Genomic DNA, 20980 nt, shown 5'->3' on the forward strand with positions numbered 1-20980 from the left:
ATAAAAAAACCCGCACCTCTTTCAAGGCGCGGGTTCTTTGATTACTTCAATCAATCAACGCTCAAGCAGAATCCGCAGCATGCGACGCAGCGGCTCGGCCGCGCCCCACAGCAGCTGGTCGCCAACGGTGAACGCGCCGACGAACTGCGAACCCATGTTCAGCTTGCGCAGACGGCCAACCGGAACATTCAGGGTGCCGGTGACCTTCGTCGGGCTCAGCTCCTGCATGCTGATGTCGCGGTTGTTCGGCACCAGTTTGACCCAAGGGTTGTGCTGGCTGATCAGCCCTTCGATGTCGGCGATCGGCACATCTTTGTTCAACTTGATGGTCAACGCCTGGCTGTGGCAGCGCATGGCGCCGATGCGCACGCAGATGCCATCCACCGGGATCGGGCTCTTGAAGCGACCGAGGATCTTGTTGGTCTCGGCCTGGGCCTTCCACTCTTCGCGGCTCTGGCCGTTCGGCAGTTCCTTGTCGATCCACGGGATCAGGCTGCCGGCCAGCGGTACGCCGAAGTTTTCGGTCGGGTACGCGTCGCTGCGCATGGCTTCGGCTACACGGCGGTCGATGTCGAGGATGGCGCTGGCCGGGTCGGCCAGTTGATCGGCGACAGCGGCGTGGGTCGCGCCCATTTGCTTGATCAGTTCACGCATGTTCTGCGCGCCGGCACCGGAGGCCGCCTGATAAGTCATGGCGCTCATCCACTCGACCAGACCGGCTTCGAACAGACCGCCCAGGCCCATCAGCATCAGGCTGACGGTGCAGTTGCCGCCGATGTAGTTCTTGGTGCCCGCGTCGAGCTGCTGGTCGATGACCTTGCGGTTCACCGGGTCCAGCACGATCACCGCGTCATCCTGCATGCGCAGGCTGGAAGCGGCGTCGATCCAGTAACCCTGCCAGCCGGCTTCGCGCAGCTTCGGGAAGACTTCGCTGGTGTAGTCGCCACCCTGGCAGGTCAGAATCACGTCGAGGGTTTTCAGCTCTTCAATGCTGTAAGCGTCCTTGAGCGGAGCAATGTCCTTGCCCACGGACGGGCCTTGGCCACCGACATTGGAAGTGGTGAAAAACACCGGCTCGATAAGATCGAAATCCTGCTCTTCCAGCATCCGCTGCATGAGCACGGAACCGACCATACCGCGCCAACCGATCAGACCTACACGTTTCATCGCAACTACACCTTCTTGAAAAGTGGGCCGCTGCTTTCGAAGTGGAAAGTGGCAGCGGGCCCGAGAGATTACAGATTCCGCAGCGCGGCGACTACTGCGTCACCCATTTCCTGCGTACCGACTTTAGTGCAACCGGTCGACCAGATGTCGCCCGTGCGCAGCCCCTGATCCAGCACCAGGCTCACGGCTTTCTCGATTGCATCCGCTGCATCCGACTGGTTGAAGCTGTAACGCAACATCATCGACACCGACAAAATGGTCGCCAGCGGGTTGGCAATGCCTTTGCCCGCGATGTCCGGCGCAGAGCCATGGCAAGGCTCGTACATGCCCTTGTTGTTGGTATCCAGGGACGCCGACGGCAGCATGCCGATGGAACCGGTAAGCATCGACGCCTGGTCGGACAGGATGTCGCCGAACATGTTGTCGGTGACGATCACGTCGAACTGCTTTGGCGCACGCACCAGCTGCATGGCGGCGTTGTCGACGTACATGTGGCTCAGTTCGACTTCAGGGTAATCCTTGGCCACTTCCTCGACGATTTCACGCCACAACTGGCTGGAAGCCAGGACGTTGGCCTTGTCCACCGAGCACAGCTTCTTGCCACGCACCATGGCCATGTCGAAACCGACACGGGCGATGCGGCGGATTTCGCTTTCGCTATACGGCAGCGTGTCGTAGGACTGACGCTCGCCGTTTTCCAGGGTGCGGGTGCCGCGTGGCGTGCCGAAGTAGATACCGCCGGTCAGTTCGCGAACGATCAGGATGTCCAGACCGGAAACGATGTCGGCTTTCAGGCTGGAAGCCTCGGCCAGTTGCGGGTACAGGATCGCCGGGCGCAGGTTGCCGAACAGGCCCAGTTGCGCACGGATTTTCAGCAGACCGCGCTCAGGGCGGATGTCACGCTCGATGGTGTCCCATTTCGGACCGCCCACGGCGCCCAGCAAGACGGCGTCGGCTGCACGGGCTCGCTCCAGGGTTTCGTCGGCCAGAGGCACGCCGTGCTTGTCGATGGCAGCGCCACCGATCACGTCGTGGCTCAGTTCGAAGCCCAGGCTGTACTTGTCATTGGCCAGTTCCAGCACCTTGACCGCTTCGGCCATGATTTCCGGGCCAATACCGTCACCTGGGAGAATCAGAATCTGCTTGCTCATGCTTTCCTCATGTCATCAGTCGGAGCGCCCTGAGGCGCTCCCGGAAAAATTCTATCGCTCGGCCATCAGTACCAGCACATCGGTACTGAACGAACCATCGGCCTCAATCTCAAAATATTCGCGTACTTCGTTGCCCATCGACTGCTGCAACTCGCGGATCGCAGCGCGCATCACTTGTGGTGTGCGCATGCGCTCGACCCAGCTGTTGTACTCCAGACGCAGGCGTTGACGCGTGGTGCTGCGAGTGTGCAACCCCGCTTCGCTGACCTGGCGCAACCATTCACCCGCGGAATAATCGCGCACATGGCTGGTGTCGCGCAGCACTTCGACGCTTTGCAGGTAAGTGTCGAACAACGGGCTGCCCGGTGACAACACGTCGACGAACGCCGCCACGCCACCCGGCTTCAGCACCCGGCGGACTTCGCGCAGGGCCAGGCCGAGATCGCTCCAATGGTGCGCCGAATAACGGCTGAAGACGAAATCGAACTCACCATCGGCGAACGGCAGGCGTTCGGCGGCGCCGAGGGCCGTGGTCACATTAGTCAAACCCCGATCAACGGCTGCGGCGGCGACCACGTCGAGCATTTGCTGCGAGAGGTCGTAGGCCACCACTTCCTTGACCAGCGAGGCCACGTGGAAACTCACATGACCGGCGCCGCAACCCAGGTCCAGCACCCGGGCATCGCCCTTCCCGGCCACTTCGGCTTGTAGCAGTGCGAATTCGGTGCCTTGAGCGTGAACGGCGCTGCTCAGATAGGCCGAGGCCTGTTCACCGAATTGCTTTTGTACAACCTGAGTGTGTTGGGCGGTGCTGGTCATAGTTATGTCCTGATATTTGTGTTGTCTGATCTGCCGTCTTCGACTTGCTCGCGAAGAGGCCAGCCATACCTACATCAATTTCGGATCAATCACGCGTCGCGAAACAACCACGGCTGGCTCGCACGGTGCTTGGCTTCGAACGTCGCAATCGCCTCGTGGTCCTGCAAGGTCAGGCCGATGTCATCGAGGCCGTTGACCAGGCAGTGCTTGCGGAACTCGTCAAGCTCGAAGCTGTAGACCTTGCCGTCCGGCCGGGTCACGGTCTGGGCTTGCAGGTCGATCTTCAATTCATAGCCTGGATTCGCCTCGACTTGCTGGAACAGTTCATCCACTTCAGCGTCGCTCAAGATGATCGGCAGCAAGCCGTTCTTGAAGCTGTTGTTGTAGAAGATGTCGGCATAGCTCGGCGCAATGATGCTGCGGAAACCGTACTCTTCCAGCGCCCATGGCGCGTGCTCGCGGCTGGAGCCGCAACCGAAGTTCTCGCGGGCCAACAATACGCTGGCGCCCTGGTAACGCTCGGCGTTGAGGACGAAATCCTTGTTCAGCGGACGCTTGGAGTTGTCCTGATAGGCATAACCCACGTCCAGGTAGCGCCATTCGTCAAACAGGTTCGGGCCAAAACCGGTGCGCTTGATCGACTTCAAAAACTGCTTCGGAATGATCTGGTCGGTGTCGACGTTGGCACGATCCAATGGCGCGACCAAACCGGTGTGTTGGGTAAAAGCTCTCATGTGCGGTTCCTCAGATCAGTTCGCGAACGTCGATGAAACGACCGTTGACGGCAGCCGCCGCGGCCATGGCCGGGCTGACCAGGTGCGTACGGCCACCGGCGCCCTGACGCCCTTCGAAGTTGCGGTTGGACGTCGACGCGCAATGTTCGCCCGACTCCAAACGATCCGGGTTCATCGCCAGGCACATCGAGCAACCCGGTTCGCGCCACTCAAAACCGGCCTCGAGGAAAATCTTGTCCAGGCCTTCGGCCTCGGCTTGCGCCTTCACCAGGCCCGAGCCCGGCACCACGATGGCTTGCTTGATGGTCGAAGCGACCTTGCGGCCCTTGGCAATCACCGCTGCAGCGCGCAGGTCTTCGATCCGAGAGTTGGTGCAGGAGCCAATGAATACGCGGTCCAGTTGAATGTCGGTGATCGCCTGATTGGCGGTCAGCCCCATGTACTTCAAGGCGCGTTCGATGGAACCGCGTTTGACCAGGTCCATTTCCTTCGCCGGGTCCGGCACGTTCTGATCGACCGCCAGAACCATCTCGGGCGAAGTGCCCCAGCTGACTTGCGGTTTGATCTGAGTGGCGTCGAGTTCGACGACGGTGTCAAACACCGCATCAGCGTCGGAAACCAGGTCTTTCCAGGCTTCGACAGCCAGGTCCCATTCCGCGCCTTTCGGGGCAAACGGACGGCCTTTCACGTACGCCACGGTTTTTTCATCCGCCGCCACCAGACCTACGCGAGCGCCGGCCTCGATGGACATGTTGCAGATGGTCATGCGGCCTTCGATAGACAAGTCGCGAATGGCGCTGCCGGCAAACTCGATGGCGTGGCCATTACCGCCGGCGGTGCCGATCTTGCCGATGACCGCGAGCACGATGTCCTTGGCGGTCACACCGAACGGCAGTTTGCCTTCGACCGACACCAGCATGTTCTTCATTTTCTTGGCGACCAGGCACTGCGTGGCGAACACGTGCTCGACCTCGGAAGTGCCGATGCCGTGGGCCAGGGCGCCAAACGCGCCGTGAGTCGAGGTGTGCGAGTCGCCGCAGACCACGGTCATGCCCGGCAAGGTAGCACCCTGCTCCGGACCGATTACGTGAACGATGCCCTGACGCACGTCATTCATTTTGAATTCGGTGATGCCATATTCGTCGCAGTAGTCATCAAGGGTCTGAACCTGCAAACGCGAGACCTGGTCGGTAATCGCTTCGATGCCGCCCTTGCGATCCGGAGTGGTCGGTACGTTGTGGTCCGGAGTGGCAATGATCGAGTCGACGCGCCAAGGCTTGCGCCCGGCCAGGCGCAGGCCTTCGAAAGCTTGGGGCGAAGTCACTTCATGGATGATGTGGCGGTCGATATAGATCAGCGACGACCCATCGTCGCGCCGTTTCACTTCATGGGATTCCCAAAGCTTGTCGTAAAGCGTTTTGCCGGCCATCAGACGGTCCTCATCAGCTTGTTTCTATGCCCTGGGCTTTGAACAATTCAATAACCCTTTGGCTTGTGAGGTCGATCCTAGGGGGTTACATTAAATAACTCAAATTCATATTTTTTATGCTTTGGATAACCAACTGGAATACAGCAATGGACCTCGCCAACCTCAATGCTTTTATTGCCATCGCCGAGACCGGAAGCTTCTCCGGCGCCGGTGAACGGCTGCACCTGACGCAACCGGCGATCAGCAAGCGGATTGCCGGGCTCGAGCAGCAATTGAAGGTGCGCCTGTTTGACCGCCTGGGGCGCGAAGTCGGGCTGACGGAAGCCGGTCGCGCCCTGCTGCCGCGGGCCTATCAGATTCTGAACGTGCTGGACGACACCCGCCGTGCCCTGACCAACCTGACCGGCGAAGTGAGCGGTCGCCTGACCCTGGCCACCAGTCACCACATCGGCCTGCACCGTTTGCCCCCCCTATTAAGGGAGTTCACCCGCCGTTACCCACAAGTCGCGCTGGATATTCAGTTCCTCGATTCGGAAGTGGCCTACGAAGAAATCCTCCATGGTCGCGCCGAGCTTGCCGTCATCACCCTGGCGCCGGAGCCCCACGCACTGGTCAAGGCCACGCCGGTGTGGGACGACCCGCTGGATTTCGTGGTCGCGCCAGAGCATTCGCTGATCAGCAATGGCGCGGTAACCCTGGCAGACATCGCCCTGCATCCGGCCGTGTTTCCCGGCGGCAACACCTTTACTCACCATATCGTCCAGCGACTGTTCGAAGCGCAAGGCTTGACGCCGAATATCGCCATGAGCACGAATTATCTGGAAACCATCAAGATGATGGTCTCGATCGGCCTGGCCTGGAGCGTATTGCCGCGCACCATGCTCGACGATCAAGTTGCACGAATACCTTTGCCGGGCATACAACTGACTCGCCAGCTAGGCTATATCTTGCACACCGAACGGACGCTGTCGAACGCAGCACGGGCTTTTATGGCCTTGCTGGATGCACAAATCGATCTGCCAGGGACTCAAGGCTAATTTGTGCTAATCCTATAGAGCCGCGAAATCCTGTGCCTAACGCCCAATTCAGCCCAAGGCCTGCCAATGCCGAAATCCGTTGACCGTATTCCGCCAATGCCGCGTATACAGGCGCTTGACCCGAAACGGTCCGAGCAAAGCTGGGAAAGCGCGCCTCAGTTGCTGGCCGCGCTCAACGGAGCGCGTCTGGGCGCCTGGTATTGGGACATCGAGCGCGGGCAGATCAGTTGGTCGCGGGGTACGCAGGCCTTGTTCGGCTTCGACCCCCGGCTGCCATTGCCCGCCGACCTGGAATACCTCGACCTGCTGCCGCCTGAAGACCGGGCCAAAACCATTCGCGCGTTCCATGCCGTAATTGCCGGCGCTCCGCTGGAGCAGGCAATGCACCACCGCATTCGCTGGCCCGATGGCAGCCTTCACTGGCTGGAGATCAATGGCAGTTTGCTGCCGGACAAACACGGTCGGCCGCGCATGATCGGGGTGATCCGCGAAATCACCCACCAGCGCCAGCGTGAACAGGCACTGAGCAGCTCGGAAAAACGTTTCGCGACGCTGTTTCACCTGTGTCCGAACATGGTACTTCTAACCCGCCAGGAAGACGGCCTGATCACCGAGGCCAACCAGTATTTCGAAAGCCTGTTCGGCTGGCCGGTGCAGAACGCGATTGGCCGCACCACGATAGAACTGGGCCTGTGGGTGCACCCGGAACAACGCGATAAACTGGTCAAGGCGACCAAGGCCAAAGGCGAGCTGATCAACATGGAAGTGCAGTTCCGCGCCAGCAATGGCCAGATCCACGACGGCATCCTCAGCGCGCAAAAAGTAGAACTCGAAGGCCAACCCTATCTGCTCAGCACCTTCCTCGACACCACCGAACGCAAGGCCGCCGAACTCGCCCTGAAAGACAGCCAGGAGCGCCTCGATCTGGCGCTGGATTCAGCCCAACTCGGCACCTGGGACTGGCACATTCCCAGCGGCATGCTCTATGGCTCGGCCCGGGCCGCCCAGTTGCACGGGCTGGAACCCAAGCCGTTCCATGAGTCCTTCGAAGAGTTTTTCGAAGGCGTGCCCGGCGAAGAACGCGACAGCATGCGCGATGCCTATCGCAGCCTGCGCGAAGGTCCGGCGGGCAACTATCAATTGACTTACCGCGTACAAATGGAAGATGGCACTTCGCGCTACCTGGAAAGCCGCGCCCGCCTCTACCGCGATGATAACGGCGCGCCGTTGCGCATGGCCGGCACCTTGCTCGACATTACCGATCAGGTCGAGCGCGAGCAGATGCTGGTCGCTTCCGAAGAGAAATTTGCCACCCTGTTCCAGGTCAGTCCGGACCCGATTTGCGTCACCCGCCAGGACACCGGCCAGTTCATCGAAATCAACTCCAGTTTCACCCAGACTTTCGGCTGGAACACCGCCGAGGTGATTGGTCGCAGCGCCGACGAAATCGGCCTGTGGGACGCGTCGGCAAAAAGCCTGCGCCGGATCGAACAAGTCATCCGCGAACAAGGCCTGAACAACGTCGCCATTCTCGTTCAGCACAAGGACGGCCAATCGCTGACCTGCGTGATTTCCAGCCGCCAGATCAGCGTCGGCGACCAGCCGTGCATCGTTACCACCTTGCGCGACATCACCCAGCAACAACGCTCGGAAGCGGCGCTCAAGGCCAGCGAAGAGAAGTTCGCCAAGGCTTTCCACTCCAGTCCCGACGCTATCACCATTACCGAACGCGACACAGGGCGCTATCTGGAGGTCAACGATGGTTTCTGCCGCCTGACCGGCTATCGCGCCGATGAGGTGGTCGGCCGCACGGTGTACCAGGTCGGCATCTGGGCCGAAGAAAAACAACGCTCGGCGCTGTTGGCCGAACTACAGATCAAGGGCCGGGTGCATCACCAGGAGATGCTCGGCCGCAACAAGCGCGGCGAACTGCTGACCGTCGAAGTCTCGGTGGAACCGATCACGCTCAACGAAACCGCTTGCCTGCTGCTGACCGCGCGGGACGTCAGCCTGCTGAAAAACGCCGAAGCGCAGATCCGTCACCTGGCCTACCACGACCCGCTGACCAACCTGCCCAACCGCGCACTGTTGATGGACCGCCTGAGCCAGCAGATCGCCCTGCTCAAACGCCACAACCTGCGTGGCGCCCTGATGTTTCTCGATCTCGACCACTTCAAGCACATCAACGACTCGCTCGGCCACCCCGTGGGCGACACGGTGCTGAAGATCATCACCGCCCGCCTTGAAGCCAGTGTGCGCATGGAAGACACCGTCGCGCGGCTGGGCGGCGATGAGTTCGTGGTGTTGCTCAGCGGCCTGGAAGGTTCGCGCAATGAAGTCAGCGCCCAGGTCCGCGAACTTGCGGACACCTTGCGTGAACTGTTGTCCGAACCGATGTTCCTGGATGGTCAACGCCTGCAAGTGACGCCAAGTATCGGCATCGCGCTGATTCCCGATCACGGCTCGACCCCGACCGACCTGCTCAAGCGCGCCGACATCGCGCTTTATCGGGCCAAGGATTCAGGGCGCAACACCACGCAGATGTACCACAACACCATGCAAAAGGCCGCCAGTGAACGCCTGCGCATGGAAACCGACTTGCGCCTGGCTCTTTCCCGGGGTGAGTTCGAGGTGCATTACCAGCCTCAGGTGGACGCTCGCAACAACCGCATCGTCGGTGCCGAAGCGCTGGTGCGCTGGAGCCATCCGGAGCTCGGCGCACAATCGCCGACCGAATTCATCAAGGTGCTGGAAGACAGCGGGTTGATTCTGGAGGTCGGCACCTGGATCGTCGACGAAGTGTGCTCAGCCTTCAAACAATTGATCGCCAAGGGCCTGATCAACCCGTTGGATTTCAGCCTTTGTGTGAACATCAGCCCGCGGCAATTCCGCCAGAACGACTTCGTCGAGCGCATCGAGCACAGCCTCGTCAGCCACGGCCTCCCCTGCTCGCTGCTGAAACTGGAAATCACCGAAGGCATCGTCATCCAGAATCTGGAAGACACCATCAGCAAAATGCGTCGCCTGAAAAAGCTCGGCGTAAGCTTCGCCATGGATGACTTCGGCACCGGTTACTCCTCGTTGACCTACCTCAAGCGACTGCCGGTCGACACGCTGAAAATCGACCAGTCATTCATCCGCGACGCCACCACCGACCCCAACGACGCCGAGATCATCCGCGCCATCGTCGCCATGGCCCGCAGCCTGGAATTGAAAGTGATTGCCGAAGGGGTGGAGACCCCGGAACAGCTTGAGTTCCTGCAGGGGCTGGGCTGCCATTTTTATCAGGGGTATTTGCACAGCTCGCCGCTGCCGGTGGAGGCGTTCCAGAAGCTTCTTAAATAACGCGGACGGTGCAGGAGCTGCCGAAGACTGCGATCTTTTGATCTTGCATTGTGATTACCGGCGTAAAGATCAAAAGATCGCAGCCTTCGGCAGCTCCTACGGGACGGGACAAGGCACAAAAAAAGGGCGCCATTGGCGCCCTTTTCACTGCCCTGCCTTAGTGCTGCAGGGCTGGTTTTTGTGTCCCGTTGATCGGGATGCGTTTGGCTTTCGCCTCTTCCGGAACCACCCGCAACAGGTCGATACTCAACAGACCGTTGCTCAGGTCGGCGGCCTTGATTTCGATATGGTCCGCCAGACGGAAGGACAGTTTGAAGGCCCGCTGTGCGATGCCTTGGTACAGATAAGTGACTTCTTCGTTCGCGTCACGTTTGCCGCCACTGATGGTCAGCACACCTTTTTCCACTTGCAACTCCAGGTCTTCTTCCTGGAATCCGGCGGCCGCTATGACGATGCGGTATTGGTCGTCGCCGTGTTTTTCAACGTTGTAAGGTGGGTAGGTGCTGCCTGGCTCGTTGCGCAGGGCGGTTTCGAACAGATCGTTGAAACGGTCGAAACCCACCGAGGAACGGAACAGTGGTGCCATCGAAAATGCAGTGCTCATGATTCAAATCTCCTGAAAACATATCAGCAAGTTTTTTTGTCTCCGCGACCCGAATTCGGCATCGCGTAATCCATAAATAAGGACCGCTGATTGCTTTTCAAGAGAGTTTTTCAGAATTTTTTCAAGCCGCTTCCAACACCTGCAAACCCAGCAATCGCGAGACCTGATCCAGTTCGGTTTCACGGCGCAGCTCGGTAAACAACTCAACGGCTTCGGGATAATTGCGCGTCAGCATGGCCAGCCACTGCTTCAGGCGACCCGGCGATTGACGCGCTGTCATCTGCGCCTTGGCCTGCAGCCAGAAGTCCTGTATCAGCGGCAACAGCTCCGCCCAAGTCATCTCGACCACTTCTTCACCGGCACGGGCGGCAGCGATTTGCCGGGCCAGGTCCGGACGCGACACCAGCCCGCGGCCGAGCATGATGTCTTCCACGCCACTGATTTCGCGGCAACGGCGCCAGTCTTCAACGCTCCAGATATCACCATTGGCGAACACCGGCACCTTGACCACTTCCTGCACGCGGGGTATCCACTCCCAATGTGCCGGCGGTTTGTAACCGTCCATCTTGGTCCGCGCATGCACCACGATGTGTGCCGCGCCGCCCTCGGCCAAGGCGGTGGCGCAGACCAGCGAACCGTCCGGGCTGTCGAAGCCCAGACGCATTTTCGCGGTGACTGGAATGTGCGCTGGAACGGCGCGACGGACATGCTCGACGATCTGGTTCAGCAGCTCGGGCTCTTTGAGCAGCACCGCACCACCGCGCGATTTGTTGACGGTTTTGGCCGGGCAACCGAAGTTCAGGTCGATGACTTCAGAACCCAATTCGCAGGCCAGCGCGGCGTTTTCCGCCAGGCACACCGGATCGGAACCCAACAGCTGCACGCGCAACGGCACGCCAGACGCGGTGCGCGCACCCGTCAGCAGTTCAGGACCGAACTTGTGGAAGTAGGCAGGCGTGAGCAACTGATCGTTGATCCGGATGAACTCGGTCACGCACCAATCGATACCGCCCACACGGGTCAGCACGTCCCGCAGGATGTTGTCGACCAACCCCTCCATGGGTGCCAAAGCAATTTGCATGAAAAACACACTCGACGAAAAACGTGCGGCAGTTTACTGGGTTTCACAATCGAAAAGATAACCACCTGTAGGAGCTGCCGGGATCGGGTCAGTTCGTTAGCTGCAACGCAGGGCCGTAACCTTCGATAAACTCCGCCGGCATGCGCTTGGGTTTGCCCGTGGACAGTTCGATACAGACAAACGTGGTCTGCGCACGCAGCAATGTGGTGTTGTCGCTCGGGCGCTTCAGCTGGAAGTGCCGGGTCATTTTCAGGCGCTGATCCCAATCGACGATCCAGGTCGCCAATTGCAACTCATCGCCCTCGTAGGCCGCAGCCAGGTAATCGATCTCGTGCCGCACCACCGCCATCGCCCGATCAAGCCGCCGGTACTCGACCAGATCCAGGCCGAGCCGCTGAGAGTGGCGCCAGGCGCAGCGCTCGAGCCAGGTCACGTACACCGCATTATTCGCGTGACCCAACCCGTCGATGTCCTCGGCGCCCACTTCCAGATCAATGATAAATGGCGTTGCCCGATCCCAGCCCATGCCCCACTCCCGGTCAGATTATGTCGACCGGGGCAGTGTAACGGATGCTCAGGCCGATTGGCGCGATTGCAGGCTGCGGCCGGCCAGCAGTGATAACACGCCATCAATCACCCGAGGGTCAGCCAGTACCCGCTGATGACCGCCTTCTTTCAGTCGCAACAGACGGCTGTCGAACCAGGCTTCGTGAATCAGCTGGGATTCCTTGACCGGAACAAAGCAGTCGTCTTCGGCGTGAACGATCAGGCCAGGCATGTCGAGTTGATAGTGCGAGACATCCAGCGCAGCGGCACGCATGCCAACGTCTTTTTCAACCTGGCGAATGAACGCCGAGCGGGCTTTGGGCGGCAGTCGCACATAGCGGGCAAAACCACGCAGCACCCCGAGAATCCGCGCCGGAGCCGCAATCGTCACCAGGGTTTCAGTGCGCAAACCCAACTGGACGGCGAGCATGGCGCTGGCACCGCCCATCGAGTGTCCGATGACCGCCTGCAGCGGTGGCAGCTCGGCGGCAGCCTCGAGCATGGCTCGGGCGAACAGCACGACGTTTGCTTCGTTGCCCGGCGAACGACCATGCGCAGGCCCGTCCAACGCAACGACGGTGTAACCGGCATCAACCAGCGCAGTGATCAGGCTGGCGAACTGCGTCGGCCGCCCTTCCCAACCGTGCATCAGCAACACCGCAGGACCTTGTCCCCAGCGCAACGCCGACAGGCCAAAGCGTAAAGTGATGCGCTCGGATTTCGCCAGCAGCGGCAGTTCCCAGTCACGCGGCGGCAGATCCCGCGGCGTCATGAAGGCCAGTCGCATTTTGCTCGCGACCAGTTTCGGTGCAAACCAGCCCAAGGTGCCATTAACGCCACGAACCCACTTTAACGTGCTCATCGCTCTCACTCCTCAAGCCATTTGCCTTCAGGTCATAACACCGCCGACTTGGCGGCACGCAGCAATCGATCGGACAAATCTCCTGGCCCCAACGCCCGCGCCAGAGCCAAACCACCCACCATCAAAGCCATGTCGGCCAAGGCTTTGTCGGTGTCTTCCGGGCTGGCCGCCAACTGCGCGACCATCATCTCCACATGCTCATTCAACGCCACACGAAACGCGTCCGGCAGACGCCCCAGCTCGCCGACAGACGCCGGGATCGGGCACGCCGACTCAGAGGAATCACGGTGTTTGCGTGACAGGTAAAACGCCGCCACCAAGGCGCGACGCTCTTCGCCGGTCAATTCGGCGTCCATGTCGGCGATCAGGCCACGGCGATGACCGAGCAGTTGCTTGAACGCTTCCAGCATCATCGCGTCCTTGCTTTCGAAGTGCGCATAGAAGCCGCCAACCGTCAGGCCGGCTGCGCCCATCACTTCGCCCACGCTCGGTTCGGCCGGGCCGCGCTGAATCAGCGCTGCGCTGGCGGCCTTGAGGATGCGTTCGCGGGTTTGAGCTTTTTTATCGTTCATCGTTGCCTCCGAATATTACGACTAGAATATTATTCTCATAATAATTTTACGCAAGTCGTGAGTGTGACCGCTGGTCTGAAGCACAGTTTGAAAGAAATGAGGGGGTTTGGCCAAACGCCAGACAAACAAAAGGGCCATTCAATAATTGAATGACCCTTATAAAATCCCGCAGAGCGGGTAATCGTGGCGTCCCCTAGGGGACTCGAACCCCTGTTACCGCCGTGAAAGGGCGGTGTCCTAGGCCACTAGACGAAGGGGACGCAAAACCTTCTATACAACTGATCAGTGCTGAGAGCTGATCGATTCAAGGCCGGTGTGGCCAGACCTTGAACTGTAAAATTGGTGGAGCTAGACGGGATCGAACCGTCGACCTCTTGCATGCCATGCAAGCGCTCTCCCAGCTGAGCTATAGCCCCGGATTTTTCGCCTCGCGGCGGAGCGACATCTTGCAACATCGCTTCTGTAAAACTGGCGTCCCCTAGGGGACTCGAACCCCTGTTACCGCCGTGAAAGGGCGGTGTCCTAGGCCACTAGACGAAGGGGACGCAAACCCTTCTATACAACAGATCAACACTGAGTGTTGATCGCCTCAAGGCCAGTGTGGCCAGACCTTGAAGTGTAAATTGGTGGAGCTAGACGGGATCGAACCGTCGACCTCTTGCATGCCATGCAAGCGCTCTCCCAGCTGAGCTATAGCCCCTCATCGCTGAGGACGGGGCGAATCTTAATGGCGCTTCGAAAGGCTGTCAAACTTATTTTTAAAATATTTCAAAGTTTTTTGCCGACATAACAATCACTTACCGCCTCTCCCCGAAAAACGGGGATGCTGCCAAAAGCAAGATCAAAAGATCGCAGCCTTCGGCAGCTCCTACAGGGGGATTGCATTTCAAATGCAGGAGCTGGCGTAGCCTGCAATCTTTTCGGGACATCAAGGAATCAGGCGATATTCGCCAGCAGTTTTTCCCACTCCTTGTTTTCCTTCTTCGACACGCCACCGAGCAAGTCGATAGCCTGACGCAGACGGAAACGCGTCAGGTCCGGGCCGAGGATTTCCATCGCATCGAGCACCGACACCGAGCTCGCCTGCCCAGTGATCGCAGCGAACATCAGCGGCATGGCGTCACGCAGCTTCAGCTCCAGGGATTCGACCACCGCTTGAATCGTCGCCGTGATGCTGTCCTTTTCCCACTGACGCAGGCTTTCCAGTTTCCACAGGATCAACTGCATCAACTGACGAACCTGATCACCCGACAGCTTCTTCGATTCAAACAGCTTGGCATCCGGGTTCACGCCACCGGCGAAGAAGAAACCGGCCAGCGGTGCGACCTGGCTGAAGGTTTCAACGCGGCCCTGCACGTGCGGTGCAATCTTCATCATGTATTCAGGGTTCAGTGCCCAGGTCTGCAAGCGCGAGGCGAATTCTTCCACCGGCAAGTCACGCAGCCACTGGCCGTTGAGCCAGGACAGCTTCTCGATGTCGAAAATCGGCCCGCCGAGGGAGACGCGGCTCAGGTCGAAGTTGTCGACCATTTCCTGCAGCGAGAACTTTTCGCGCTCGTCCGGCATCGACCAGCCCATGCGCCCGAGGTAGTTGAGCATCGCTTCCGGCATGAAACCCATGCGCTCGTAGAACGTCACCGAGGTCGGATTCTTGCGCTTGGACAGCTTGCTCTTGTCCGGGTTACGCAGCAGCGGCATGTAGCACAGCTCCGGTTGTTCCCAGCCGAAGTATTCGTACAGCAGAATCAGTTTCGGTGCCGAAGGCAGCCATTCTTCACCGCGCAGAACGTGGGTGATGCCCATCAGGTGGTCATCCACCACGTTGGCCAGGAAGTACGTCGGCAGGCCGTCGGTCTTCATCAGCACTTGCATGTCCATGCGATCCCACGGGATCTCGACGTCGCCACGCAGCATGTCCGGCACCACGCACACGCCTTCGCTCGGCACTTTCATGCGGATCACGTGCGGCTCGCCAGCGGCCAGACGGCGCGCGACTTCTTCCTTGGAGAGCAACAGTGCACGACCGTCGTAACGCGGGGTTTCGCCGCGAGCCATTTGTTCGGCGCGCATCTGATCCAGCTCTTCGGCGGTGCAGAAGCACGGGAACGCGTGACCCATCTCGACCAGTTGCTGGCAATACTTCTGATAGATGTCACCGCGCTCGCTTTGACGGTACGGACCGTGCGGGCCGCCGACGTCCGGGCCTTCGCTCCAGTCGATGCCCAACCAGCGCAGGGCGTCGAAAATCTGCTGTTCGGACTCGCGGGTCGAACGCAACTGATCGGTGTCTTCGATCCGCAGGATGAACTCACCGCCGTGCTGCTTGGCAAAGCAGTAGTTGAACAAAGCGATGTAAGCGGTACCTACGTGGGGGTCCCCGGTAGGCGATGGCGCGATGCGCGTGCGGACGGTGGTCATGGCAAGTCTCGAAATGAAGATAAAACAAAGGGCGAATGGTAACAGGCGTTGCCCGCCCGGCTCCAGTGAGCAGGGCATTTAAGCCAAGTTTGCGTCTACAACGGGCTCGGGCCGGGGTGAATGATGGATTATCAGCCGATGGCATTTACCCACTATCGACTGTATGCCAAATTCGCCTGCTGATAACTTTCCTTACAATTTCTCGACTACAGTTTGCCCCATGCCTGCCCAACTCAAGCGTCGCCTGTTTATTTTCCTGTTGATCGTCCTGCTGATTGCCGGGGGCTTTTTTGCCCAATGGTTCTTCAAGGGACGGTTTTATGAAAGCACCGACAACGCCTACGTTCAGGGCGAGATCACCCGTGTGTCGAGCCAGTTGGGCGCGCGCATCGATCAGGTACTGGTGCAGGACAACCAGCACGTCGAGAAAGGTCAGCTGCTGATCAAGCTCGAAGGCGATGACTTCCACCTCGCCGTCGACCGCGCCAACGCCGCTCTCGCCACCCGCCAGGCCGAACGCCTGCAAGCCCAGAGCAAACTGACCCAGCAGGCCAGCCTGATTGCCGCAAGCGAAGCGCAAGTGGCGTCCAGCCAGGCCAGCCTCGGTCGCTCGCAAATCGATTTGTCCCGCGCGCAAACCCTGCGCAAACCGGGCTACGTTTCCGAAGAGCGGGTAACCACCCTCTCCGCCGACAACCACATCGCCCGCTCGCAGGTGACCAAGGCCCAGGCGGACGCTCAAAGTCAGCGCCAGCAAGTCAATTCCCTGAGCGCGGAAATCAAACGCCTCGACGCTATGATCGCCAACGCCAAAACCGATCTGGCCCAAGCGGAACTGAACCTGACCCGCAGCGAAATCCACGCCCCCATCAGCGGCCTGATCGGCCAGCGTGCCGCTCGCGAAGGCCAATATGTGCAGCCCGGTGCGTATCTGATGTCGATCGTCCCCGACCAGGACATCTGGATTCAGGCCAACTTCAAGGAAACCCAGATTGGCCGCATGCAGCCCGGCCAGAAAGCCGAACTGACGTTCGACGCCTACAGCGACACGCCGATTGAAGCGCGGGTCGACAGCCTGTTCGCGGCCTCAGGCGCGCAGTTCAGCCTGTTGCCGCCGGACAATGCCACCGGCAACTTCACCAAAGTCGTACAACGGATTCCGGTAAAACTGACCTTCGCCGCGGACAGCCCGCTGCACGGCAAGATTCGTCCGGGCATGTCGGTCACCGCCAAAGTGAACATCAAAGACGCCCCTGACGATGGCCGGTGATCAACTGATCCGCCCCGCCGGCGAACCGACCCGGCGGGACTGGATCGCGGTGATGAGCGTGATGCTCGGCGCGTTCATGGCGGTGCTCGACATTCAAATCACCAACTCGTCGCTCAAGGATATTCAGGGCGCGCTGTCGGCGACCCTGGAAGAAGGCTCATGGATTTCCACGTCGTACCTGGTCGCGGAGATCATCATGATTCCGCTGACGGCGTGGCTCGTGCAACTGCTCTCGGCACGCCGTCTGGCCGTGTGGGTCTCACTCGGGTTTCTTGCAGCCTCCCTGCTCTGCTCCATGGCGTGGAGCCTGGAAAGCATGATCATTTTCCGCGCGCTGCAGGGCTTCACCGGCGGCGCGCTGATCCCTCTGGCGTTCACCCTGACGCTGATCAAACTTCCCGAACACCACCGCGCCAAAGGCATGGCGATGTTCGCCATGACCGCAACGTTCGCGCCCTCCATCGGCCCGACGCTCGGCGGCTGGCTGACGGAAAACTGGGGCTGGGAATACATTTTCTACATCAATATCCCGCCGGGCCTGATCATGATCGCCGGCCTGATGTATGGCCTGGAAAAGAAAGAAGCGCACTGGGAACTGCTGAAAAGCACTGACTACACGGGCATTGTCACCCTTGGTATCGGCCTCGGTTGTTTGCAGGTGTTTCTGGAGGAAGGCCACCGCAAGGACTGGCTGGAATCGGACCTGATCGTCGGGCTCGGCAGTATCGCCCTGGTCAGCCTGATCACCTTTGTGATCGTGCAGTTTTCCAAGCCCAACCCGCTGATCAACCTCGGTATCCTCGGTAATCGAAACTTCGGCTTATCGAGCATTTCCAGCATCGGGATGGGGGTCGGGTTGTACGGTTCGATCTATCTGTTGCCGCTGTACCTGGCGCAGATCCAGAATTACAACGCCCTGCAGATCGGCGAAGTGATCATGTGGATGGGCGTGCCCCAGCTGTTTTTGATTCCGCTGGTGCCGAAACTGATGAAGGTCATTTCGCCGAAATGGCTGTGCACGCTGGGGTTCGGGCTATTCGGGTTGGCGAGTTTTTCCTCGGGTGTGCTGAACCCGGATTTTGCCGGGCCGCAGTTCAATCAGATCCAGATCATCCGCGCGCTGGGGCAGCCGTTGATCATGGTGACAATCTCGCTGATCGCCACCGCGTACATCCTGCCGCAGGATGCGGGGTCGGCGTCGAGCCTGTTCAACATCCTGCGCAACCTCGGCGGCGCGATCGGCATCGCCCTCCTCGCCACGCTGCTGGATGCCCGGACCAAGACCTACTTTGATTATTTGCGTGAATCCATCGTGCCGAGCAACCCGCAGGTCGCCGAGCGTATGGCGTCGCTGACGGACCGGTTGGGCAGCGAAACGGCGGCGCTGGGCAAGCTCAGTGAGATCGCCCATCAGCAGGCGTCGATCATGGCTTACAACGATGCGTTTCATTTTGTCGGGATTGCGTTGGGGATCAGCATGCTGGCGGTGTTGCTGACCAGGAAGCTGCCGGCGGGGTTGAAGGCTGGCGAGGCGCACTAGTTGATATTTGTATCGCCCTGACTGGCCTCATCGCGAGCAAGCCCGCTCCCACACTAGACCGCGTCCGCCCAAGCAACTCGGTCAACTGTGGGAGCGGGCTTGCTCGCGATGAGGCCAGTCAGGCGCTAGAGATCAAACAGCGATCAACCGCTCCCGAAGCTTGGTAATCTCATCACGCATCTGCGCCGCCGCTTCGAATTCCAGGTCGCGCGCCAATTGGTACATCTTCTCTTCCAGCGCCTTGATACGCTTGGCGACTTCTCCCGGCGAACGCAATTCGGCTTCGTACTTGGCGCTCTCCTCGGCGGCCTTGGCCATGCCTTTGCGCTTCTTGCTGCGCGAGCCGGGCACGGTGGCGCCTTCCATGATGTCGGCAACGTCCTTGAACACACCCTTCGGTGTAATGCCGTTGGCCAGGTTGAAGGCGATCTGCTTGTCGCGACGACGCTCGGTTTCGCCGATCGCCCGCTCCATGGAGCCGGTGATCCGGTCTGCATAGAGAATCGCCCGGCCGTTGAGGTTACGCGCCGCGCGACCGATGGTCTGGATCAGCGAACGCTCGGAACGCAGGAAGCCTTCCTTGTCCGCATCGAGGATCGCCACCAGCGACACCTCCGGCATGTCCAGGCCTTCGCGCAGCAGGTTGATCCCCACCAGCACATCGAACGTGCCGAGGCGCAAATCACGGATGATTTCCACGCGCTCCACGGTGTCGATGTCCGAGTGCAGATAGCGCACCCGCACGCCGTGGTCGGCCAGGTAATCGGTCAAGTCTTCGGACATGCGCTTGGTCAATGTGGTGACCAACACCCGCTCTTCGAGGGCGACGCGCTTGGTGATTTCCGACAGCAAATCGTCGACCTGGGTCAGCGCCGGACGGATTTCGATTTGCGGGTCCACCAGGCCGGTCGGGCGCACCAGTTGCTCGACCACCCGTCCAGCATGTTCCGCCTCGTAGTTGCCCGGCGTGGCCGAGACAAAAATCGTCTGTGGGCTGATGCCTTCGAACTCGTCGAAGCGCATTGGCCGGTTGTCCAGCGCCGAGGGCAGACGGAAGCCGTACTCCACCAGCGTTTCTTTGCGTGAGCGGTCGCCCTTATACATGGCGCCGACCTGCGGCACGCTGACGTGGGATTCGTCGATCACCAGCAAGGCGTCGGCCGGCAAGTAATCGAACAAGGTCGGCGGCGCCTCACCGGAGGCACGGCCCGAGAGGTAGCGCGAGTAGTTTTCGATGCCGTTGCAGTAGCCCAGTTCGAGGATCATCTCCAGGTCGAAACGCGTGCGTTGCTCAAGACGTTGCGCTTCCACCAGTTTGTTGTTGGAGCGCAGGTATTCCAGACGCTCCTGCAACTCGACCTTGATCCCTTCGATGGCATCGAGCAGGGTTTCTCGCGGCGTTACGTAGTGGCTTTTCGGGTAGAAGGTGAAGCGCGGCAGCTTGCGAATCACCTCGCCGGTCAGCGGGTCGAAGGCGGACAGGCTCTCGACTTCGTCATCGAACAGTTCGATGCGGATCGCTTCGAAATCGGATTCTGCCGGGTGAATGTCGATCACATCACCGCGCACGCGGAAGGTCGCGCGGGCGAATTCCATATCGTTGCGGGTGTATTGCAGGTCCGCCAGGCGACGCAGCAAGGCGCGCTGATCGAGCTTGTCGCCCCGATCCACGTGCAGCACCATTTTCAAATAGGTTTCCGGGCTGCCCAGACCGTAGATGCACGACACCGTGGTGACGATGATCGCGTCCTTGCGCTCCAGCAACGCTTTGGTCGCCGAGAGTCGCATCTGCTCGATGTGATCGTTGATCGAGGCATCTTTCTCGATGAAGGTGTCCGAGGACGGCACGTAGGCTTCGGGCTGGTAGTAGTCGTAGTAGGAAACGAAGTACTCGACGGCGTTGTTCGGAAAAAACGCCTTGAATTCACCGTACAACTGCGCGGCCAGGGTCTTGTTCGGGGCCAGCACCAGCGTCGGGCGCTGAACCTGGGCGATGACGTTGGCGATGCTGAATGTCTTGCCCGAGCCGGTCACACCGAGCAACGTCTGGTGTGCCAGCCCGGCTTCGATGCCCTCGACCATCAGGCGAATGGCTTCCGGCTGATCGCCGGCGGGCTCGAAGCGGGTGACTAGCTGGAATTCAGACATGAAATACCCTCTGGGTCGCGCCCGTCCGGGCAAACCGGACAGCAACGAAAAAGACCACAAACGACCGACGTCGCCCGAGGAAAAAACTGGATTGTGCTCAATGTGGAGTCGATTGCCCGCGCTTTCAAGGCAAACGTCCTACATCCCTTGAAGTCTTTGACGGGATCAATCGACTAACGGTCGAAAAATAATCGGAAAAACTTACAGTAAAAGCCGAATCGACTGTCGCCATCAATCGCAGATGGCCTCTATACTAG

The 20980-nt window shown here is 59.8% G+C and carries 16 protein-coding genes and 4 tRNA genes; 4 read left to right on the forward strand and 16 right to left on the reverse strand.

Features of this window, described 5'->3' with window-relative positions:
- Positions 1-54: 54 nt before the first annotated feature.
- The 5 genes from asd to leuC form a co-directional block, all read right to left on the reverse strand.
- The gene (gene asd / locus PMI01S_RS03300; protein WP_046026895.1) at positions 55-1167 is read right to left on the reverse strand and encodes an aspartate-semialdehyde dehydrogenase; all 1113 of its coding nucleotides are present in this window, start codon (positions 1165-1167) and stop codon (positions 55-57) included.
- A gap of 68 nt (positions 1168-1235) precedes the next feature.
- Positions 1236-2318 carry a 3-isopropylmalate dehydrogenase gene (gene leuB / locus PMI01S_RS03305; protein ID WP_084318006.1) on the reverse strand — a complete coding sequence of 361 codons (1083 nt, stop codon included), beginning with the start codon at positions 2316-2318 and terminating at the stop codon, positions 1236-1238.
- Between the two features lie 51 nt (positions 2319-2369).
- Positions 2370-3137, reverse strand: a complete 768-nt coding sequence (locus PMI01S_RS03310; protein WP_084318007.1) for a class I SAM-dependent methyltransferase — start codon at positions 3135-3137, stop codon at positions 2370-2372.
- A gap of 89 nt (positions 3138-3226) precedes the next feature.
- Positions 3227-3871 (reverse strand): 3-isopropylmalate dehydratase small subunit, encoded by a 645-nt coding sequence (leuD, locus tag PMI01S_RS03315; protein WP_084318008.1) that lies wholly within the window; start codon positions 3869-3871, stop codon positions 3227-3229.
- A gap of 10 nt (positions 3872-3881) precedes the next feature.
- Positions 3882-5300, reverse strand: coding sequence for a 3-isopropylmalate dehydratase large subunit (leuC, locus tag PMI01S_RS03320; protein WP_084318009.1), 1419 nt, complete (start codon positions 5298-5300; stop codon positions 3882-3884).
- Between the two features lie 146 nt (positions 5301-5446).
- On the opposite strand from leuC, the gene PMI01S_RS03325 reads away from it, so the two are divergent.
- Positions 5447-6337, forward strand: coding sequence for a LysR family transcriptional regulator (locus PMI01S_RS03325; protein ID WP_084318010.1), 891 nt, complete (start codon positions 5447-5449; stop codon positions 6335-6337).
- 66 nt (positions 6338-6403) lie between these two features.
- Positions 6404-9682: a bifunctional diguanylate cyclase/phosphodiesterase gene (locus PMI01S_RS03330; protein WP_084318011.1), complete on the forward strand. Its 3279-nt coding sequence runs from the start codon at positions 6404-6406 to the stop codon at positions 9680-9682.
- A gap of 157 nt (positions 9683-9839) precedes the next feature.
- On the opposite strand, the gene PMI01S_RS03335 is transcribed toward PMI01S_RS03330, so the two are convergent.
- From PMI01S_RS03335 to gltX, 10 genes are all read right to left on the reverse strand, one after another.
- Positions 9840-10286: an Hsp20 family protein gene (locus PMI01S_RS03335; RefSeq protein ID WP_084318012.1), complete on the reverse strand. Its 447-nt coding sequence runs from the start codon at positions 10284-10286 to the stop codon at positions 9840-9842.
- A 121-nt stretch (positions 10287-10407) separates the two neighbouring features.
- Positions 10408-11367: a tRNA dihydrouridine synthase gene (locus tag PMI01S_RS03340; RefSeq protein ID WP_084318013.1), complete on the reverse strand. Its 960-nt coding sequence runs from the start codon at positions 11365-11367 to the stop codon at positions 10408-10410.
- Between the two features lie 88 nt (positions 11368-11455).
- On the reverse strand, positions 11456-11893 hold the full coding sequence (locus PMI01S_RS03345; protein WP_084318014.1) for an acyl-CoA thioesterase: 438 nt from the start codon (positions 11891-11893) through the stop codon (positions 11456-11458).
- Positions 11894-11941: 48 nt separating this feature from the next.
- Positions 11942-12775 (reverse strand): alpha/beta fold hydrolase, encoded by an 834-nt coding sequence (locus PMI01S_RS03350; RefSeq protein ID WP_084318015.1) that lies wholly within the window; start codon positions 12773-12775, stop codon positions 11942-11944.
- A 32-nt stretch (positions 12776-12807) separates the two neighbouring features.
- Positions 12808-13347, reverse strand: coding sequence for a TetR/AcrR family transcriptional regulator (locus tag PMI01S_RS03355; RefSeq protein WP_084318016.1), 540 nt, complete (start codon positions 13345-13347; stop codon positions 12808-12810).
- 184 nt (positions 13348-13531) lie between these two features.
- Positions 13532-13607: transfer RNA gene (locus PMI01S_RS03360), tRNA-Glu, on the reverse strand.
- Positions 13608-13687: 80 nt separating this feature from the next.
- Positions 13688-13763 (reverse strand) — tRNA-Ala (locus PMI01S_RS03365).
- A 53-nt stretch (positions 13764-13816) separates the two neighbouring features.
- Positions 13817-13892, reverse strand: a tRNA-Glu gene (locus PMI01S_RS03370).
- A gap of 79 nt (positions 13893-13971) precedes the next feature.
- Positions 13972-14047, reverse strand: a tRNA-Ala gene (locus PMI01S_RS03375).
- A 236-nt stretch (positions 14048-14283) separates the two neighbouring features.
- The gene (gene gltX, locus PMI01S_RS03380) at positions 14284-15765 is read right to left on the reverse strand and encodes a glutamate--tRNA ligase (protein WP_084318017.1); all 1482 of its coding nucleotides are present in this window, start codon (positions 15763-15765) and stop codon (positions 14284-14286) included.
- Between the two features lie 220 nt (positions 15766-15985).
- Between gltX and PMI01S_RS03385 the strand changes: the two genes are divergently transcribed.
- Together PMI01S_RS03385 and PMI01S_RS03390 are read left to right on the forward strand one after the other, a co-directional pair.
- Complete coding sequence (locus tag PMI01S_RS03385) at positions 15986-17035, forward strand: HlyD family secretion protein (RefSeq protein ID WP_084318018.1); 1050 nt, start codon at positions 15986-15988, stop codon at positions 17033-17035.
- A complete protein-coding gene (locus PMI01S_RS03390) occupies positions 17025-18575 on the forward strand; it encodes an MDR family MFS transporter (protein ID WP_084318019.1) in 1551 nt (516 codons plus the stop codon). The genes PMI01S_RS03385 and PMI01S_RS03390 overlap by 11 nt, the downstream gene beginning before the upstream one ends.
- 132 nt (positions 18576-18707) lie before the next feature.
- On the opposite strand, the gene uvrB is transcribed toward PMI01S_RS03390, so the two are convergent.
- Positions 18708-20723, reverse strand: coding sequence for an excinuclease ABC subunit UvrB (gene uvrB / locus PMI01S_RS03395; RefSeq protein WP_084318020.1), 2016 nt, complete (start codon positions 20721-20723; stop codon positions 18708-18710).
- Between the last annotated feature and the right edge of the window lie 257 nt (positions 20724-20980).

The organism is Pseudomonas migulae NBRC 103157, from assembly GCF_002091715.1.
Taxonomy (GTDB): Bacteria; Pseudomonadota; Gammaproteobacteria; order Pseudomonadales; family Pseudomonadaceae; genus Aquipseudomonas; species Aquipseudomonas migulae_A.

Coding starts and splice junctions, on each gene's coding strand:
- asd (WP_046026895.1), bottom strand. CDS start 1,167: ATGAAACGTGTAGGTCTGATCGGTTGGCGCGGTATGGTCGGTTCCGTG.
- leuB (WP_084318006.1), bottom strand. CDS start 2,318: ATGAGCAAGCAGATTCTGATTCTCCCAGGTGACGGTATTGGCCCGGAA.
- PMI01S_RS03310 (WP_084318007.1), bottom strand. CDS start 3,137: ATGACCAGCACCGCCCAACACACTCAGGTTGTACAAAAGCAATTCGGT.
- leuD (WP_084318008.1), bottom strand. CDS start 3,871: ATGAGAGCTTTTACCCAACACACCGGTTTGGTCGCGCCATTGGATCGT.
- leuC (WP_084318009.1), bottom strand. CDS start 5,300: ATGGCCGGCAAAACGCTTTACGACAAGCTTTGGGAATCCCATGAAGTG.
- PMI01S_RS03325 (WP_084318010.1), top strand. CDS start 5,447: ATGGACCTCGCCAACCTCAATGCTTTTATTGCCATCGCCGAGACCGGA.
- PMI01S_RS03330 (WP_084318011.1), top strand. CDS start 6,404: ATGCCGAAATCCGTTGACCGTATTCCGCCAATGCCGCGTATACAGGCG.
- PMI01S_RS03335 (WP_084318012.1), bottom strand. CDS start 10,286: ATGAGCACTGCATTTTCGATGGCACCACTGTTCCGTTCCTCGGTGGGT.
- PMI01S_RS03340 (WP_084318013.1), bottom strand. CDS start 11,367: ATGCAAATTGCTTTGGCACCCATGGAGGGGTTGGTCGACAACATCCTG.
- PMI01S_RS03345 (WP_084318014.1), bottom strand. CDS start 11,893: ATGGGCTGGGATCGGGCAACGCCATTTATCATTGATCTGGAAGTGGGC.
- PMI01S_RS03350 (WP_084318015.1), bottom strand. CDS start 12,775: ATGAGCACGTTAAAGTGGGTTCGTGGCGTTAATGGCACCTTGGGCTGG.
- PMI01S_RS03355 (WP_084318016.1), bottom strand. CDS start 13,347: ATGAACGATAAAAAAGCTCAAACCCGCGAACGCATCCTCAAGGCCGCC.
- gltX (WP_084318017.1), bottom strand. CDS start 15,765: ATGACCACCGTCCGCACGCGCATCGCGCCATCGCCTACCGGGGACCCC.
- PMI01S_RS03385 (WP_084318018.1), top strand. CDS start 15,986: ATGCCTGCCCAACTCAAGCGTCGCCTGTTTATTTTCCTGTTGATCGTC.
- PMI01S_RS03390 (WP_084318019.1), top strand. CDS start 17,025: ATGGCCGGTGATCAACTGATCCGCCCCGCCGGCGAACCGACCCGGCGG.
- uvrB (WP_084318020.1), bottom strand. CDS start 20,723: ATGTCTGAATTCCAGCTAGTCACCCGCTTCGAGCCCGCCGGCGATCAG.